General features: G+C 67.4%; 19 protein-coding genes. 6 read left to right on the top strand and 13 right to left on the bottom strand.

Annotated features, from left to right (window positions below):
• The first annotated feature begins 414 nt into the window (after positions 1 to 414).
• Entirely contained in the window at positions 415 to 966 is a 552-nt protein-coding gene (locus Phou_RS43730; protein WP_173069730.1) for a hypothetical protein, read from the top strand.
• A 495-nt stretch (positions 967 to 1,461) separates the two neighbouring features.
• The gene (locus Phou_RS43725) at positions 1,462 to 1,923 is read left to right on the top strand and encodes a hypothetical protein (RefSeq protein WP_173069728.1); all 462 of its coding nucleotides are present in this window, start codon (positions 1,462 to 1,464) and stop codon (positions 1,921 to 1,923) included.
• A gap of 223 nt (positions 1,924 to 2,146) precedes the next feature.
• Here the strand turns inward: Phou_RS43725 and Phou_RS43720 are convergent, their stop codons facing one another.
• Together Phou_RS43720 and Phou_RS43715 are read right to left on the bottom strand one after the other, a co-directional pair.
• Positions 2,147 to 2,407 (bottom strand): Txe/YoeB family addiction module toxin, encoded by a 261-nt coding sequence (locus tag Phou_RS43720; RefSeq protein WP_173069726.1) that lies wholly within the window; start codon positions 2,405 to 2,407, stop codon positions 2,147 to 2,149.
• Positions 2,404 to 2,766, bottom strand: coding sequence for a type II toxin-antitoxin system Phd/YefM family antitoxin (locus Phou_RS43715; protein ID WP_173069724.1), 363 nt, complete (start codon positions 2,764 to 2,766; stop codon positions 2,404 to 2,406). The genes Phou_RS43720 and Phou_RS43715 overlap by 4 nt, the downstream gene beginning before the upstream one ends.
• Before the next feature lie 753 nt (positions 2,767 to 3,519).
• Between Phou_RS43715 and Phou_RS43710 the strand changes: the two genes are divergently transcribed.
• Positions 3,520 to 4,074: a hypothetical protein gene (locus tag Phou_RS43710; protein WP_173069722.1), complete on the top strand. Its 555-nt coding sequence runs from the start codon at positions 3,520 to 3,522 to the stop codon at positions 4,072 to 4,074.
• Between the two features lie 55 nt (positions 4,075 to 4,129).
• On the opposite strand, the gene Phou_RS43705 is transcribed toward Phou_RS43710, so the two are convergent.
• Complete coding sequence (locus tag Phou_RS43705; RefSeq protein WP_173069720.1) at positions 4,130 to 4,537, bottom strand: hypothetical protein; 408 nt, start codon at positions 4,535 to 4,537, stop codon at positions 4,130 to 4,132.
• A gap of 85 nt (positions 4,538 to 4,622) precedes the next feature.
• Here Phou_RS43705 and Phou_RS43700 point away from each other — a divergent pair, with 85 nt between their 5' ends.
• From Phou_RS43700 to Phou_RS43690, 3 genes are all read left to right on the top strand, one after another.
• Positions 4,623 to 5,510: a ClpX C4-type zinc finger protein gene (locus Phou_RS43700; RefSeq protein ID WP_173069718.1), complete on the top strand. Its 888-nt coding sequence runs from the start codon at positions 4,623 to 4,625 to the stop codon at positions 5,508 to 5,510.
• Positions 5,511 to 5,688: 178 nt separating this feature from the next.
• Positions 5,689 to 6,012: a hypothetical protein gene (locus tag Phou_RS43695; protein ID WP_246274526.1), complete on the top strand. Its 324-nt coding sequence runs from the start codon at positions 5,689 to 5,691 to the stop codon at positions 6,010 to 6,012.
• Between the two features lie 239 nt (positions 6,013 to 6,251).
• Complete coding sequence (locus Phou_RS43690) at positions 6,252 to 6,587, top strand: DUF8817 family protein (protein ID WP_173069716.1); 336 nt, start codon at positions 6,252 to 6,254, stop codon at positions 6,585 to 6,587.
• Between the two features lie 589 nt (positions 6,588 to 7,176).
• Here the strand turns inward: Phou_RS43690 and Phou_RS43685 are convergent.
• The 10 genes from Phou_RS43685 to Phou_RS43645 all read right to left on the bottom strand — a co-directional run bounded on the left by Phou_RS43685 (position 7,177) and on the right by Phou_RS43645 (position 14,162).
• Positions 7,177 to 7,764: a PIG-L deacetylase family protein gene (locus Phou_RS43685; RefSeq protein WP_246274787.1), complete on the bottom strand. Its 588-nt coding sequence runs from the start codon at positions 7,762 to 7,764 to the stop codon at positions 7,177 to 7,179.
• A 23-nt stretch (positions 7,765 to 7,787) separates the two neighbouring features.
• On the bottom strand, positions 7,788 to 8,660 hold the full coding sequence (locus Phou_RS43680; protein WP_173069712.1) for a 5'-3' exonuclease: 873 nt from the start codon (positions 8,658 to 8,660) through the stop codon (positions 7,788 to 7,790).
• Positions 8,660 to 9,382, bottom strand: coding sequence for a glycosyltransferase (locus Phou_RS43675; RefSeq protein ID WP_246274524.1), 723 nt, complete (start codon positions 9,380 to 9,382; stop codon positions 8,660 to 8,662). The genes Phou_RS43680 and Phou_RS43675 overlap by 1 nt, the downstream gene beginning before the upstream one ends.
• Positions 9,349 to 9,759, bottom strand: a complete 411-nt coding sequence (locus Phou_RS51755) for a hypothetical protein (RefSeq protein WP_218579581.1) — start codon at positions 9,757 to 9,759, stop codon at positions 9,349 to 9,351. The genes Phou_RS43675 and Phou_RS51755 overlap by 34 nt, the downstream gene beginning before the upstream one ends.
• Positions 9,756 to 10,331, bottom strand: a complete 576-nt coding sequence (locus Phou_RS43670) for a phosphoribosyltransferase (protein ID WP_173069710.1) — start codon at positions 10,329 to 10,331, stop codon at positions 9,756 to 9,758. Before Phou_RS43670 ends, Phou_RS51755 begins: the two co-directional genes overlap by 4 nt.
• Entirely contained in the window at positions 10,328 to 11,065 is a 738-nt protein-coding gene (locus Phou_RS43665; RefSeq protein WP_218579580.1) for a radical SAM protein, read from the bottom strand. Before Phou_RS43665 ends, Phou_RS43670 begins: the two co-directional genes overlap by 4 nt.
• Positions 11,066 to 11,255: 190 nt before the next feature.
• On the bottom strand, positions 11,256 to 12,287 hold the full coding sequence (locus Phou_RS43660; RefSeq protein ID WP_173069708.1) for a glycosyltransferase family 2 protein: 1,032 nt from the start codon (positions 12,285 to 12,287) through the stop codon (positions 11,256 to 11,258).
• Positions 12,288 to 12,290: 3 nt separating this feature from the next.
• Complete coding sequence (locus Phou_RS43655; protein ID WP_173069706.1) at positions 12,291 to 12,788, bottom strand: DUF6884 domain-containing protein; 498 nt, start codon at positions 12,786 to 12,788, stop codon at positions 12,291 to 12,293.
• On the bottom strand, positions 12,785 to 13,357 hold the full coding sequence (locus tag Phou_RS43650) for a formylglycine-generating enzyme family protein (protein ID WP_173069704.1): 573 nt from the start codon (positions 13,355 to 13,357) through the stop codon (positions 12,785 to 12,787). Before Phou_RS43650 ends, Phou_RS43655 begins: the two co-directional genes overlap by 4 nt.
• Positions 13,358 to 13,373: 16 nt before the next feature.
• Positions 13,374 to 14,162 (bottom strand): reverse transcriptase family protein, encoded by a 789-nt coding sequence (locus Phou_RS43645; protein ID WP_173069702.1) that lies wholly within the window; start codon positions 14,160 to 14,162, stop codon positions 13,374 to 13,376.
• Positions 14,163 to 14,191: the final 29 nt, after the last annotated feature.

The raw sequence follows: 14,191 nt of genomic DNA, 5'->3' as shown, positions 1-14,191 counted from the left end.
CATCGGTGAGGCCTCCCTCTCTGTTGGTTGTAAGCCTTCAACCAGCAGAGAAGCCCGCCTCCCCTCGCGAGAGTGCGATGGAGACGGGCTGCGACGTGCGACCGTGCATATACATAGAGGGGCTGGAGCGGACGAGCGTCTACAACCAGCCCAAGATTTTTACGATGACCGGCTCAGACATGCATGAAGGCTCAGCATCCAAACGGCGGCCCCAGCGGGCCGCGTCCAGTGCTGGCATCGGTCCTCGCTGGTCCGGCGGCTACGTGCGACCGCCGACCGACGTCACGAATCGTGCTCGTGGCCCGGACGAGCGTCCTGGACCGGCCCCCCGCCGCAGAGGGCCAAGGGGCGGGATCTGCAGGCCGCGGGCCAGGTGTCTTCGAAGCATCTGCAAATCGTGTACGGTCACGGACCGTGACGACAGCCCTTGACGACGGGCGCAACGACCCGCCGGAAATGCTCCGCTGCGACCTGAACGAGACGAACGTCTATCCGACGCTGGTCCTGGCGCTCCGCGACATGCGTACCGCCAATCGCCGAGACGAGACCACCGGCGCGGGTCCCGGAAACGAGTCTTGGATCGGGCTCAGCATCGCAATGACCGTCCTCGACACGCTCACCAACCGCAACGAGCTAGTGGGCCAACGCTGGGAGAGCCTCCTAACGAGCCACCGCATCGACCCGGCAGACGCAAGACTGATCTACGCGCTGCGCTGCTCGTTGCTGCACGGCTACGGACCGCCGAAGCCAGGGAGCAACACCGGCAACCGAAAGGTTCTCCTGACGGACGATCGTTTCACGTTCGCCATCGACACCTCTCACGATCGGGTCGCGCTCGTAAGCGTGCCTGTCTTCTGCGGCCGGCTCGTCGAGCGGATTGTTCTTGCAGCGTGGTCAGGCTGGGACCAGACGTTGGTGAACACGGACCTGTTCGACACCAAGCGACCGCGGCACGCCTCCCCGTGACTCAGAGCATCCTCGTACGCGGCGCTCCGAAAGGAGCGCAGCACCCAGCCTCCGCAACCAACCGGGCATCGTCAGCCGCGCTAGTTGAGCGGTTTCACGGGCTCGTACGGCAACCCGTCTGCCCGGTTGTTCCGCCAGTAGCGGCGGCCGACGTTCGGGCAAAGGAGGCAGCCACCGACCTGCGGCTGACCTTGCTTCGACGCCCAGGCACCGCATTCACCACAGCACCTCCGCGCGTCGCTGCGGTTTCGGTGCCGCTGATCATGTACCCATGCGCACGGGATGCGACACGTTCGAGGCGGCCAGTCAGGATTGCCGATTGCGGGACCGCTGGATGCCGGTCTGAGTACCGTTCTGGCGCGCGATTTGCTAACCGCCAACGATAACCCCAGCCATGGGCGTCAGGTCGCAGGCAGCGGGCCTGCGACCCGGAGATGTTTGTACCATCCGTTACCGGGTTCCCCTGCCGCGATGACCGCACTACGCTCGGGCTTCGTGAGGATCCTGGACCCGCTGGAGTCGCCTGTTTCGGGTTTGCTTGCCTGGTCGATGGCAGCCCTGACGTGTACCCAGCGGCTCCTTGCCGATCACCAAACGAGGCCTCAGCGATCCGCGGATGCTCTCCTGCTGATGCTGAGCCTGCGCAACCTTGTCCGGGCCGCCGACTGGGTTGCGAACACGGTCCAGGGATCGCCGCAAGAGGTGGCAAGGCGGCAGGCCGTGGCCGACTTTCGGCATCGGTTGCCGGACGTCGTAAACGCGCGCGACGTGTTGGAGCACTTTGACGACTACGCGACCGGGCAGGGTCGCATCCAGCAGCGAGCGGCTCGCGACGGACGCGTTCCCGCGACCTACGCACTCGCCGTGGCAATCGAGGATGGCGCTCCCGTCATCGGGTTGGCCCGTATCGCTTTGGCGTGCTCCGGGCTCGGGATGCCTGTAGAGAACTCACAATAATGCTCTTGGCGCTGGAGGAGTTGTCCGACCGCAGTGAGGCCGAAACCCTCACCGCCCGGGTTGAGGACCTCGCTTAGTCGGAATCGGTGAACGCATCTTCCCAACCTCGATGTCCTTCGACACGGACATGTGGTTGCCCGATCCGGCTCGCCCTGAAGCCCCACTTCTTGTCGAGGCCGGAAACCGTCGGATCTCCTTGCCGGACCGCGCAAGCGATGCAAGACTAGTCCTTATAGTGAAACCGGCACGATGCGATGTGAATGTCCCCGTCCGCCACTTTGTAAACCAATCGATGCTCGCGGTCGATGCGGCGGGACCAGTAGCCTTTTAGGCTGTGTTTAAGGGGCTCCGGCTTGCCAATACCACTATGCGGGTTCCGGCGGATGTCCTTGAGAAGATCGTTGATCTTCGCAACCTTTGCGGCATCGAGCTTCTGCCAATCGACATAGTCGCTCCAAGCGTCATCGCTCCAGATGTAGCTCATTCTTCGATCAAGTCCCGGACCTTGCCCTCGCCCAGCTCCAACTGCTCAATCGAACGCAACAGGTGCGCGGCGTTGGCTGTGTCGCTAAGCAAGTAGGCCGTTTCTTCCAAGCCGGCATAATCCTCTTCAAGGACTAGCAGCACTGCCCCAGAATCGCCGTCGTCGGCCTTGCCGGTTATTGTCGCCCCTACACGCGCGCGTGCGAGCGTCCTAAGTGCGAGCAATACCTCTGCCCGGGTTTCCGTACGGGATCCGTCAAGCGTTTTGAACGAGAAAAAGATCTGCCAACTAATCGCGATGAGCGAGACCGCAAGGAGCGCGGTCGACCCCGCAAGCGCCCAGGTTGCCGCACCCTCCATGAAACCATCCTAGCGAACAACGAAGACGGCTCCTAGCGCAAGATCGACAGCAGTGCCCCGCAGGTATGACCTGTCGTCCGAAAGAGGCTTAAAGTCTGGCGAACGGATACAAACCGCTCATCGATCGAGGCGACGCCCACCTTGTGTGCAATCGACCGCTTTGTCGTGCAATAGCAACAGAAACCCACGCGTGTCGCTGCGGGGACGGCAGTCACGGAGCAAGATCGGTCGTGCACTGTCGACCCATGTCCGGGTACCCGTTCCCATCGCTGCCGAGCGCGTCAGCCGACGCTGGGGCGGGGCGAGGACGGCGCTGTCTTCCGCCTGTCACCCTGGTCGACAGGCGGGAAGACAGCCCGCGAACTAGACAACAGCAAGTCAGGTACTGTGTGGCGGCAGCGGCCAGGTGCCGTCTAGCACCACGAACGTTCGGATCGTTGCTGGCTGCGGCGCGTTCCCATGTTGGACGGGACCCGCCTCCACTCCACACCTGCGCGCCTGCCCCGCGTCTGGGTACTGACCAGGGATTTCTTCGCCAGCCTGAAGCACTCCAGCGACCCAGCAGAGTCGAACAGCGGGGATTCGGACCTGCGCGCCTCCAGGGAGCACTCCGGGCCCGGTGCGAGGTGGTATGCGCCAGCCCTCGGTGACCAGCCGAGGTTCCCGCGTGACGAATCGCGGAACCTCTACTTCCAGGCTCAAACGCTTACGCGGCGGCAGATGCAAAACTGTTCCGTCGTCTACTCTTCATATGTGGCCGATGATCAGACCACCCCCGCCGGCGATGCGCTGCTGGCCGCTGAGGCAACAATCCGCGCGGCACAGATCCAGGCTCAAGCGACTGTAGCAGCAGCCAAGATCGAGGCCCGCGGCGTCCAGCGGGCAGCGCGACTGACCTCAATCACGACCCTGATGGCCGCCTGCCTCGCAGCTGGCGTATACATCACCAGCGATACGCCCGGCCCGGCCCTACAGGGAGAGAACCCATCAGGCCGATACAGCACCTCCCCCTCAGGCAACGGCACCGTGATCAACACATTCGACGCCGCAACGCAGCGGCACAACGGCGTCTACGGCTACCCCAATCCGGACGCTCGCGGCGACCAACCGATCATCGGATACCTAGAGGGCGACCAAGTGAGCGTCTCCTGCATAGAGCCCGCCGGGCGGCCATACACCGACAGCACGCTGCATGTTGCTGCGTCCTCGTGGGCCCAAGTTCGGATGCCAGGCCGGGCCTTGGGCGAGGCCACCGCGTGGATCCCGGCGCTCTACCTCGACCTGCCCACGGCGGCGCCGTCGTGCTGACGCTGGGCCTCTGCCTGGGGTGCGCCGACGGCGCCGCAGCGCCCCTTCTTGATTCCTAGTTCTTGCTCCACCGGTCCGTAAGCGGCGATGGAGCTGGGCGGCCCGGGTCGCTGAGATCCTTATCCGCGATCGCCAGGATGCCGTCGAAGACCCACATCAGTCGGATGTATCGGATGATGGCCAGGGCGACGGCGAACTCGAAGATGAACCTAGCCCAGGCGGTGTCGGACCCGCGATCCAAGTCCACCGCGCAGACGACGTTCTCGCCGTGCGTCAGCCGGTACGAGTCGGTGCCTTTTCTCGATCTCCACCCGCCATGCCCCGCCCGATGTCTCCCAGCGCCGCCTTGAGGCAGTGGCCGCACGTTCTCGTCGATCTTGCGCCATCGCCACCGATCCGCTCCGGATCCGACTGCCAGCGGCTCCTCGGTGTCGAGGACCATCACATCGGTGTCGCCATCCATATCGCACACCCTAAGGCTGGCGCGAGCAGGATGCGTCGACAACATAACGTTGTCTTCCGGCTGTGAGACAACGTAACGTTGTCATATGGCCAGCGAGTCGCCGATGGGCTTCGACCAGCTAGTCGCACAGGTCCACCACCGCACCGCCAGCGCCGACGCGGCCGGGCTGCTGGACGCCGCCGCCGCGATCAGCGCCGATCAAGCTGCGGACGCCGACCGGTTGCTGGATCACTTCGTCACCCACGCTCGCGGCACCGGCATGTCATGGACCGACATCGGCGCCCGGCTCGGCGTGTCCAAGCAGGCCGCCCGGCAGCGTTTCGCCGCTCCCGCCCCGACCAGTGTGCTGCCCTTCTCCGCCCGACTCGCACCCCGTCTACAGACCTGCCTCGACCAAGCCGGCCACGAAGCCCGCACCGACGGCTCCGCAGAGATCGGCACCCAGCACCTGCTGGCCGGCTTACTGGCCGAAGGCGTCGCCGCAGCCATCCTCGAACGCCTCGGCGTGCACGCCGACGCGATCCGAGACTCGTCACACCGGCTCTTCGGCCCACCCGCCGACACGCCGGGCGACCAAATACCGCCGATGTCGACCGAGGCAACCTGCGCGCTCGATGCCGCCGCGCACAACGCAGCAGCCAACGCATCCGACAACGCGCCACCCGAGGTGCGCACGGAACACCTCCTCGCGATGCTCGCACTCGACCCAGGAAGCCGCGCCCGGCGCGTCCTCAATGACCTCCGCGTCGACATCGCGGCCATCAAAGGCGAGTTGCAGTGCCACATCACCGTCAACCCAACCCGACCGGCCCGGTGGTGGAAACGCCGCCCACCGGCGAGGCAAGGTTGTTCCTTCTGCGGCCGAACCACTTCTGACGTCGACCAACTCGTCAACGGCCCCGGTGTCGCCATCTGCGGCGCATGCGTCGCGTTGGCGCGCGAGATCCTCGAAAGCCGGCAACCCGCACTCTGAACCGATCGACTGCCGCTGGCCAGCACCGGTCGCATCGCTGGCCTCGACGCGATCGACGGCAACACCCGCATGTCGATCAAGGACCAATGACCAGACGGAGGCACCAATCCACGCATGTCCGTCGCCGCGACACCGGTCAGCGTGTACGACCTGTTCGTCGTCGCCGATGAGGTGGAGTATGAGCGCCATGCAGGTCTCGGTCTTGTACTTCGCCGACTGCCCGAACTGGGCCGACGCTGGACGCCGCATGCGGATGGCGCTCGATACGATCGGACGCGACGATGTCACGGTCCACTTCCATGCCGTCGAAACTGCGGAGGAGGCCGCCGAGGTGGGCTTCGGCGGATCACCAACGTTCATGGTCGACGACGTGGACTTGTTCGGCCCGCCAGCATCCACCGGCTCGTTGACCTGCCGCATCTACCCGACCGAAAACGGACTTTCCGGTGTGCCTACGCTCGCCGCCCTGGTCGCCAGACTCACGGAGAGGACCGGGCGATGACACAGGTCGCCGAGACGTCCCAGCACACCGGTCTTCGCCGTTGCGGATGCTGCGGCCGACAGCGAACAGCCGACCGACTCGCTGAACTCGGTCAGACACCCGGCGTCTTCATCTGCGCGCCGTGCGCCCTCTGGGCGGCCCGCCGCGCCGGCCCCTTGTCAGCACTATCGCAGATCCCCGCTGCGCTTCGCCGATTCCGCTCACTTCTGCGCCGACCACGGACAACCGGCCAGGCGGCCGTGCACGGCACTATCCCAATCCTGCCCAGCACCGACCTGGACCGCACCGCTGCGTTTTTCGCCACGGTCGGATTCAAGGAGGAAGAACGGTCTGAGCACTATCTCGTGCTCGGTAGCGGCGATGCTGAACTCCACTTCGCCCTGCAGGACACCGCGACCGCGGGTCAGTGCCTTGTCCTCGTCGTGGACGCGCTCGCACTCTGGAAGCGGCTACACGAGCACGCCGTCACCGGCGTCGGGGACGTCGCCGACCGAGCGTACGGCCTGCGAGACTTCACCCTCGTCGATCCGGACGACAATCAAGTCCGGATCGGCAGCCCGATTCCCAGCGAATGACCCAAACGAAGTCCAGTCCTCAGCCCATGTACGCCACCTCGGTATGACTTTCATTCCTCGTCCGCGATGATCGAATGAGTGGTGTCGCTGGGGCTGCAGGACGTAGGCGACCGCTGATGAACTCGGGAACCCACGCCGGCCAGGGCACCAACCTGCGCAGTACCGAAGGCGCGGAAGTCGAGGTCAACGACCAGAAAGACCCAGGTCAAGTAAGTCGTTGAGGCGGCACGTCACAGAACTGTGCAGTGCCAGCGGGGACGCTGATCATCGAAGCGACCTATCCGTTGGCACCACCACGCAACGAGCGGCCATGACCTCCCCCAATGCCCTCTGGGGTCGGATGCGGCCGCCGGTTCAACAGCGTCGGCAGTCCGCTCGCCCGTTGCAGGAGCGGGCCTCTCCAACGCACCATGAGCCACACCTCCCAGTAAGTAGCCGGAAGGCTTCTGGCGCTCAGCATCCCCGTTGGCGCGAGACGCAGGCGCCGTTGGAGTCACGGGCATCGCGTTGCGGTTGGTGACGATGCCCGCGTCGAGGAGTGGGGCTTCGGCCTGGCGTCCGGTGAGGCAGGTTCGGGTCCGCCGGGTCGTCAGAGACTTTCGGTGGCCGGCAGGCGGCCGAGGACGGGCAGGGGGCGAAAGGCTTCGGCGTGCGTGGTGCCGATTCGCATGCCGTGGAGTCGCGACAGGGTTTCGGACATTGGCCCGAAGTGGTTGACGATCGGTTGTGATGTGTGGGCTTTCAGAGCGGCGGTCTTGGTTGGCCATTGATCGGTGATGTCGATGATGGTGGGCAGGTGCAGCGGTTTGCCGTGTTGGTCGAGGTTGTTGTAGCTGTCGCAGTGGTAGACCCGACTTGGGTGTCCGGTGGTGATGACGATGTCGGGTAGCGCGGCGAGGACGCGTTCGGCGCATTGCCGGTGTTCGGGGTGGATGTCGTCGGTCGAGTGGGTGATGACGATGTCCGGTCGGACTTCGGTCAGCAGCGTGCTGATGGTGGCAGGCGTGAGTTCGTCGTCGAGGTAAATGTCAGCGCCGAGGATCTGTGCGCCGTTGGTGGCCTCGCTGGCCCGGATCGGGTCGTGTTTCGTGACGGCGACTGTCGCCGACCCGCCGGTTTGGACGTGGCGTGCGATGGCGCCGCCGGCCCAGAGTTCCGCGTCGTCGGGGTGGGCCATCACGGTCAACAGGATGGATGAGGTCACCATAGGTCGAGGGCTTCGATGACGTCGGCTGGGCGCGGCAGCAGCGGGCTGACTTGTCCCGTGGGGGTTACGGGTACGGCGATGGTGTGGTCGAGGCGGATCATGTCGCGCCATTTGAGTGCGAGCTCGAACTGTTCGCGGACGGCTTGGCCTCGGCCGGTATCGAGTCGGCCTGATTTGTCGAGGTGGTCGAGGGTGAGTCCGTCGGCGAGGAGGGTGGCGGCGGTTTTGGCGCCGATGCCTCGTACGCCGGGGATGTTGTCGGCGGGGTCTCCGGTCAGGGCGCGGTAGTCGGCCCATTGGGTTGGGGTGACTTGGTAGCGGGCGTAGACGTCGGCGGGGCCGATGTGGCGGTGGCCGGAGCGCATTTTGGTGTTGAGGACGCTGACGCGGTCGGTGACGAGTTGGTAGTAGTCGCGGTCTCGGGACATGAGCAGGATTGGCCGCGGTGGCGGGGTGGTGTGGACGAGGGCGGCGATGACGTCGTCGGCTTCGGCGTGGTCGAGTTCGGTCCAGGTGATGCCGCAGTGGGTGAGGCCGCGTTTGACGTCGGGTAGGAACTGGATGGGGGCGAGCGCGGCGGCGTCGGTGGGGCGTTGGGCCTTGTAGGACGGGTCGATGGTTTGGCGGTCGCTGCCGCCGTATTGGCCGTCGAAGACCACGATGACTTCGGGCGGTTCGGGTAGGTCTTCGCGGATGGCGACGCGGAGGAGGGCGAAGAACCCGAACAGGCCGGTCAGGAGGCGGGTCTTGTCCCGGGAGCGGATTTCGGCAGGAAAGCCGAACGTGGCGCCCCAGAGCAGGTTGTGGCCGTCCACGAGCAGCAGCGCGGGTGTGTTGGGTGCGGAGGGCAGGACAGATCCGCCCATCAGCTCACCACCTTTAACAGTTGGTTAGCGACAAGGGCGGGCCAATAGTCCCGCGAGCGGTAGTACGCGGCCCGTGAGGTTCGCCGGTAGGTTACCGCGTCGCTGAGCAGTTCTCGGGAGGCGCGCCACAGCCCCGTCGCGCCGTGGTGGTGTGGCACGAGTATCCCGCCATCGCCGATGAGGGCGGGCAGGTTCCCGACGTCGTGCGCGACGACCGGCGTGCCCGCGGCCATGGCTTCCAGCGCGACGAGGCCGAAGGTCTCGGCGTGGGAAGGCACGATGACCAGGCTCGCGCCGCCGAGCCAGGCCAGGACGTCGTCCCAGTTCAGGCCCGGTTGGATGGCGACGCCGGGCGTGTCGGCGGCAAGCGCCTGACATTTGCGGAGCAGTTCGTCTTGGCTGCCGGCAGTGGCCTCGAACGGGGCCTTGGCCAGGGCGACCTCGATGGGCCGGTCGAGCCGGTTGCGGGGTGCGAGCAGCGCGGCCACACCCTTCTCCGGGCCGAGCCTGGCGAGGACGCGGATGGGGCCGTGCTGGTGCAGGTGGTCGCGGACGCGTTGCGGCTGCGGTTCGGGCTCGGTGAGCAGCGTGTTGGGGACGATCTTCCAGGTGGAGCTGTCGTAGCCGCGTTCGGTGGCCTGCGCCAGGACCGTCGCGGACGGAACGATGACCGCCGCTGGTTCAAGGGCTAGTGCGGCGCGGAGATCGGTGTCGTGGCCCATGACGTGGGCCGCGAGGACGTTTCGTGTCTGCGGGCGGTGGGGCATGATGCTGCCCAGCCCCAGAGCGCGTCGACGTAGACGGCGACGTCGACTCGTTCGCGGGCGAAGACGGTGACCAGCTCCCGCCGCAGTGCGTCCGTGCCGTGGTGGATTGCGGTACGCAGGGTGGTGTCGTCGCAGGGGAACGTGCCGCACAGCGCGGTGATCGTGGTGACGGTCGCGGCCCGGTAGGTGCGCGGCGCCGCAGGGTCGGCGGTCACGATGACGGCCTTGTGCCCGGCCTTGGTCAGAGCTGCGGCGTGCGCGGCGACGGCGCGCTCCATGCCGGCGGGGACGTCCGGGCGCCAGGACACCAGGACGAACGCGACGGTGCTCATGCTGGTTCCACCCGCTCGAGGATGGGCAACTCCTCGACCGCGGCTTCGGTACGCGACGGTGGCTCCCAGGGAAAGCACACCCAGTCGTCCACCGTCCACACCCACAGGTCCGGGTCGAGGCTGGTGCCGGCGTTGCGGCACAGCGCGACGGTGCGCACGACCGTCTCCAGTTGCAGGTGGGGATGCAGCGCCGACTGCACGGCGGTGAAGGTTGCGCCGCTGCCGCAGATGTCGTCGACGAGGAGCACGGTGCCGCCGAGTTGCTGGCCGCCCAGCGCTGCGGCCAGGGGACTCAGGTCGCAGGTGACGTGGCCGGTGGCTTCGGTGTAGATCGCGTCGGTCGGGTTGTGTTGGGCGGTGAGCCGATAGTTCGGGACGTCGAGAACACCGCTGATACCGCCGGCCGGGACCAGACCGCCGTTAGCGATGGCGACGACCGCGCTGACCGGCGCGAACCGGGCCTCGGCGGCAGCGGCGAGCAGGCGGACGGCGTGCTCGTAGGCGGGCAGGGTCATGACCAGGAGCCGCTCGTGACGGAACCGCCTCGATGCGATGCCGGGGGCGTCGGTCATGCGGTGCCGTCCCTGCTGGTCAGGATGAGATCGGTGGCGCCGCGCAGTGGATGGAGGCCGCCGATGCTCAGTGCGCTGATGGTGTTGCGCCACACTCGGCCGTCGGCGCGGATGACGGTGAAGTTGCCGGCGGCGTCGCGGGTGCGCAGTCTGACCCGCAGGCCGGGCGGCACCCGCAGCGCGGCGAACACTCGCCTGGCTTGCTCATCGGTGAGCATTTCGGTGGAGAGGGCGGCGCTGGCTCCGATGGGCAGCATCTGCAGGGCGGTGAAACCATTCGCGCCGATGCCGTGTGCCAGGTCGACCAGGTCTTGCAGGGTCTCGGCGGTGCGGTGCATGAGCACGGTTTGGATCTGCACGGGGATGCCCTCGGCGACCGCGGCGCGGATACCGTCGGTGGCTCGGGCGAAACTGCCCGCGCCTCGGATGGCGTCATGGCGTGCCGGGTCGGGGCCGTCGAGACTGATCCGGATCGCGTCGAGGCACCGGGCCAGCTCTGGTGCGCGGCGGGCGAGGTGCCAGCCGTTGGTGGTCACCGAGACGACGCTGCGCCCACCGTCGCGGATGGTCGATGCGAGGGTGGTCAGGTCGCGTAGCAGCAGCGGCTCGCCGCCGGAAATGTCGACGCCGAGCAGCTCAACTTCGGCGAGTACGCCGGCGATCCGGTGCCGTTCCATGGCGGAGAGTTCGGGCACGGTGGTGTCATCGAGGCACTGGGGCAGTGCAGGTTGCATCGCACGATCGGCGACCAGCAGACACTCGCCGGCGTGTGCCGGTCAAGGTCGGCCGCCGCCGGGACGGGCCAGGACGCGACGATCGTGTCGTCCAGGATGATGCGGCCGGTGGGCTGCGGGTCGGGGGCGCGGTGGGTCATCCCGGTGGCTGGGTCGTGGACCAGGTAGCGGTGGGAGGCGAAGGTGCGTCTCATGTCAGCGTGGCCGCCTCTTCGATCAGGGCCATGGCCCGCCGGGTGAGGTCTTCCTGCTCGGCTGTGGGCGCGGGTTGGGTCAGCAGGTGCCGCAACAGCGTGACCCGGGTTGGCAGGGTCGCGAACTTGGCTTTCCACGCGGCGTCAGCGTCGGGCGGGTCGAGGTGCCAGCCTCCGGCCTGCCGGAGCGGGACGACTTTGCAGCCGTGGCCGATGAGCGCGGCCCCAAGGTAGGTGTCATCGCAGCCCCACCCGTCGGCGCTGAAACCGGGGTGGAAGCCACCGACGGCCGTGAACGCGGCGTGGGGCACGGCGACGAGCGCGGTCACGACCATGCGCGGCAGGTCCCAGTCGTGGTAGGTGCGCCCGTTGCCCAGGTCGATGAAATCTTGGGTGTCATCGAGCGGGCGGCCGACGAAGGCGTGGTCGTAGACCTGGCCTGAGTAGAACATCGGCACGCCGGCTGGCGCGTTCCACCGCACCCGGTGGTCGGCTTCCAGGTCCGGTTCTTCGGCGGGGATGACCGGACGGTTGTCGTCGCCGAGCTGGTGCGCGAGGTTGTGTCGGAAGCCGACCAGGACGACGTCGGGCCGGGCTCGGGCGGCGATGTCGGCCAGGACGTGGTTTGGCAGGACCATGTCCGCGTCCATGTGAACGAGGGTGTCTGCTCCGGCAAGGTGCGCGCCGACGTTGCGGGCGGCTGGACCACCAACATTGTGGGCAAGTCGGAGCGCCAGATCGACGGCCGGGTGCTCCTGGATGATCTGTGGTGTGGTGTCGGTGGACGCGTCGTCGATGACGATCACCTCGACGTCGGCGGCGGTCTGTGCGGCGAGGGCGTCGAGGACCGCTGGCAGGCTGTGGGCGTTGTTGTGGGTGGGGATGACGACGCTGAGCCGGCTGCCGTCCGCGAGACGTGCGGGGGTGGGCGCGTGCCAGTCCAGCCCGGTGCGCTTGTGGAAGTCGCGGGTGATGGTGGTGTGGTCGTTGTCTTGCGCGGCGATGGCCTGCGCCAGGGTGTTGGCCATGGGCTACCACTTCCAACGGTCGAGGACGGCGGCTGCGTGTGGCCAGCCGTGGGCGTGGTCGGGGATCCAGTGCACGCGGGGCCGTTCGGGCGCCGCGAGTAGATCGGCGATGAGGACGAGGTACAGCGGTTCGGCGATGACGAGGATGTCGGTGGGCATGCCGGTCTCCCGCAGCTGCGCCCGTAGCCGAGCCCACACCGGTGGGCGCAGCTCGGCGGCGCGGGCCGCATCGAGGGGCCGGTCATAGGTGTGCAGTGGGGTGTCGGCGGTGATCAGGCCGTGTTGGGCGGACAGGAACCGTACGCGGGCGCGGAGCCGGGGTAGGCGGCCTAGGCGTGCGCGCAGCGGCGGGACACATCCACCGTCGTAGAGTTCGAGCGCCGGCAGGGGTTCGCGGGTGGCGGTCTTCTCGGCCGAGCAGCCGACGATGACCAGCTGCCGGGCGGGATCGGTCTGAGTCGGATTCGCTGGGGTGACCGGTTCGATGTGTTGTCTGCTCATGCTGTTCTCACCGGTCGTACGGAGATGCCGGGGCTGCGCCGCTGCGCGGGTGCGGCGTTGAGGAACGTGGTCCGGGCGTACAGCGGCTTGGAGGCGTAGGAGCCGCCGCGGATGATGTATCCGCCTCCCATGACCTGGCTGGCAGTCCATTCCCAGACGTTGCCGGCGAGGTCGAGCACCCCGTCCGGGGTGGCTCCGGCGGGATGCTGGCCGACCGGTTGCGGTCCGTACAGCGTGCTGCCCTCAGCGGTCAGTACGGCCCGCTCGGGTGTCCAAGGCGCCTCGCCCCACGGGTACGGGCGGCGTTCTGACCCGGCGGCGATCCATTCCCACTCCACCGACGTGGGCAGCCGGCCGCCGACCTCGGCCGCCAGACGGACGGCCTCGGCATGGTCGACGCCGGTGACCGGGAGGGCGGCGCGATCGTCGTGACTGGTTTGACGCGCCGTCAGCGGAGTCCGTGCGACGAGCAGGTCAGCCACGACGCGGGGCTTGGCGGCGTCGCCGTAGCGGCAGATGCCGCCGGGAACCAACACCCAGTGGACCGTCTCGGCCGTGGAGTCGGGCATGGGGCAACGCCTCCTTTCAGCCGTCGATGAGGAAGAGGTCTTCCGGGTTGGCCAGGTGCGGTGGCCGGATGCTGCTCTTGCGTGCATTCGGTTCCAGGTCCACAAGTGCGAGCGCGGCGGTGATCGCGTCGAACGCTTCGACGGCTTCGGCTCGGCTGGTGGTAAAGGCGATGTAGTTGTCGGCGAACCGCACCAGCGGTCGGCCGTCGAGGACCGCGTCGGCCTGCGACAGTCGCAGGTGGAACAGCACCGGCCACAGTCCACTGCCGGGCACCAGCGGTGTGGGCAACCCGAGCAGGGCACGGCGGAACACCGCCAGGAACGTCCCGTCCGTGACGTAGGCGGCGAGCCAGTCCACGAACTGCCCGACGTTGCCGCCGGCCGATGCTCCGGCGACGTCGATGTCCGCGAGCCACGCTCGTCCGGCACCGATGTGGACGTCGGCTTGGCGTAGTGCGGTGATCCGGTTGCGGCCGGGCCGGTACGCCGACACCCAGTCGCGCAACACCCGCTGTTCGAGGATCGGATCAAGAGCCAGCCGCATCGCGCGGTGCACGATGCGGTCCTGCACCGTGGGTATCGCCGCCGTGAACACCTTCCCGGTGAACGCAGTGATGGCAACCTCCCGCAGCGGATCCGGTGTCCATTCGCCTGACCGGAGCTGTCCGGCGAGGACGGCGAGGCGGTCGCGTAGGCCCTGGCGGTAGCCGGCCCAGGTGAGCCCGTCCACGCCGGGCGCCGACGCGCGACGCATGCACAGCCGCGCGGCGGCCATCAGATGCCGGACGTCCACGAGGTACGGCATCAGGGAGTGCGCGGCCGGCGGCGGATGCA

Origin of the sequence: Phytohabitans houttuyneae (assembly GCF_011764425.1) — a bacterium.
Taxonomy (GTDB): domain Bacteria; phylum Actinomycetota; class Actinomycetes; order Mycobacteriales; family Micromonosporaceae; genus Phytohabitans; species Phytohabitans houttuyneae.
This window is presented reverse-complemented; position numbering and strand designations above follow the sequence as displayed.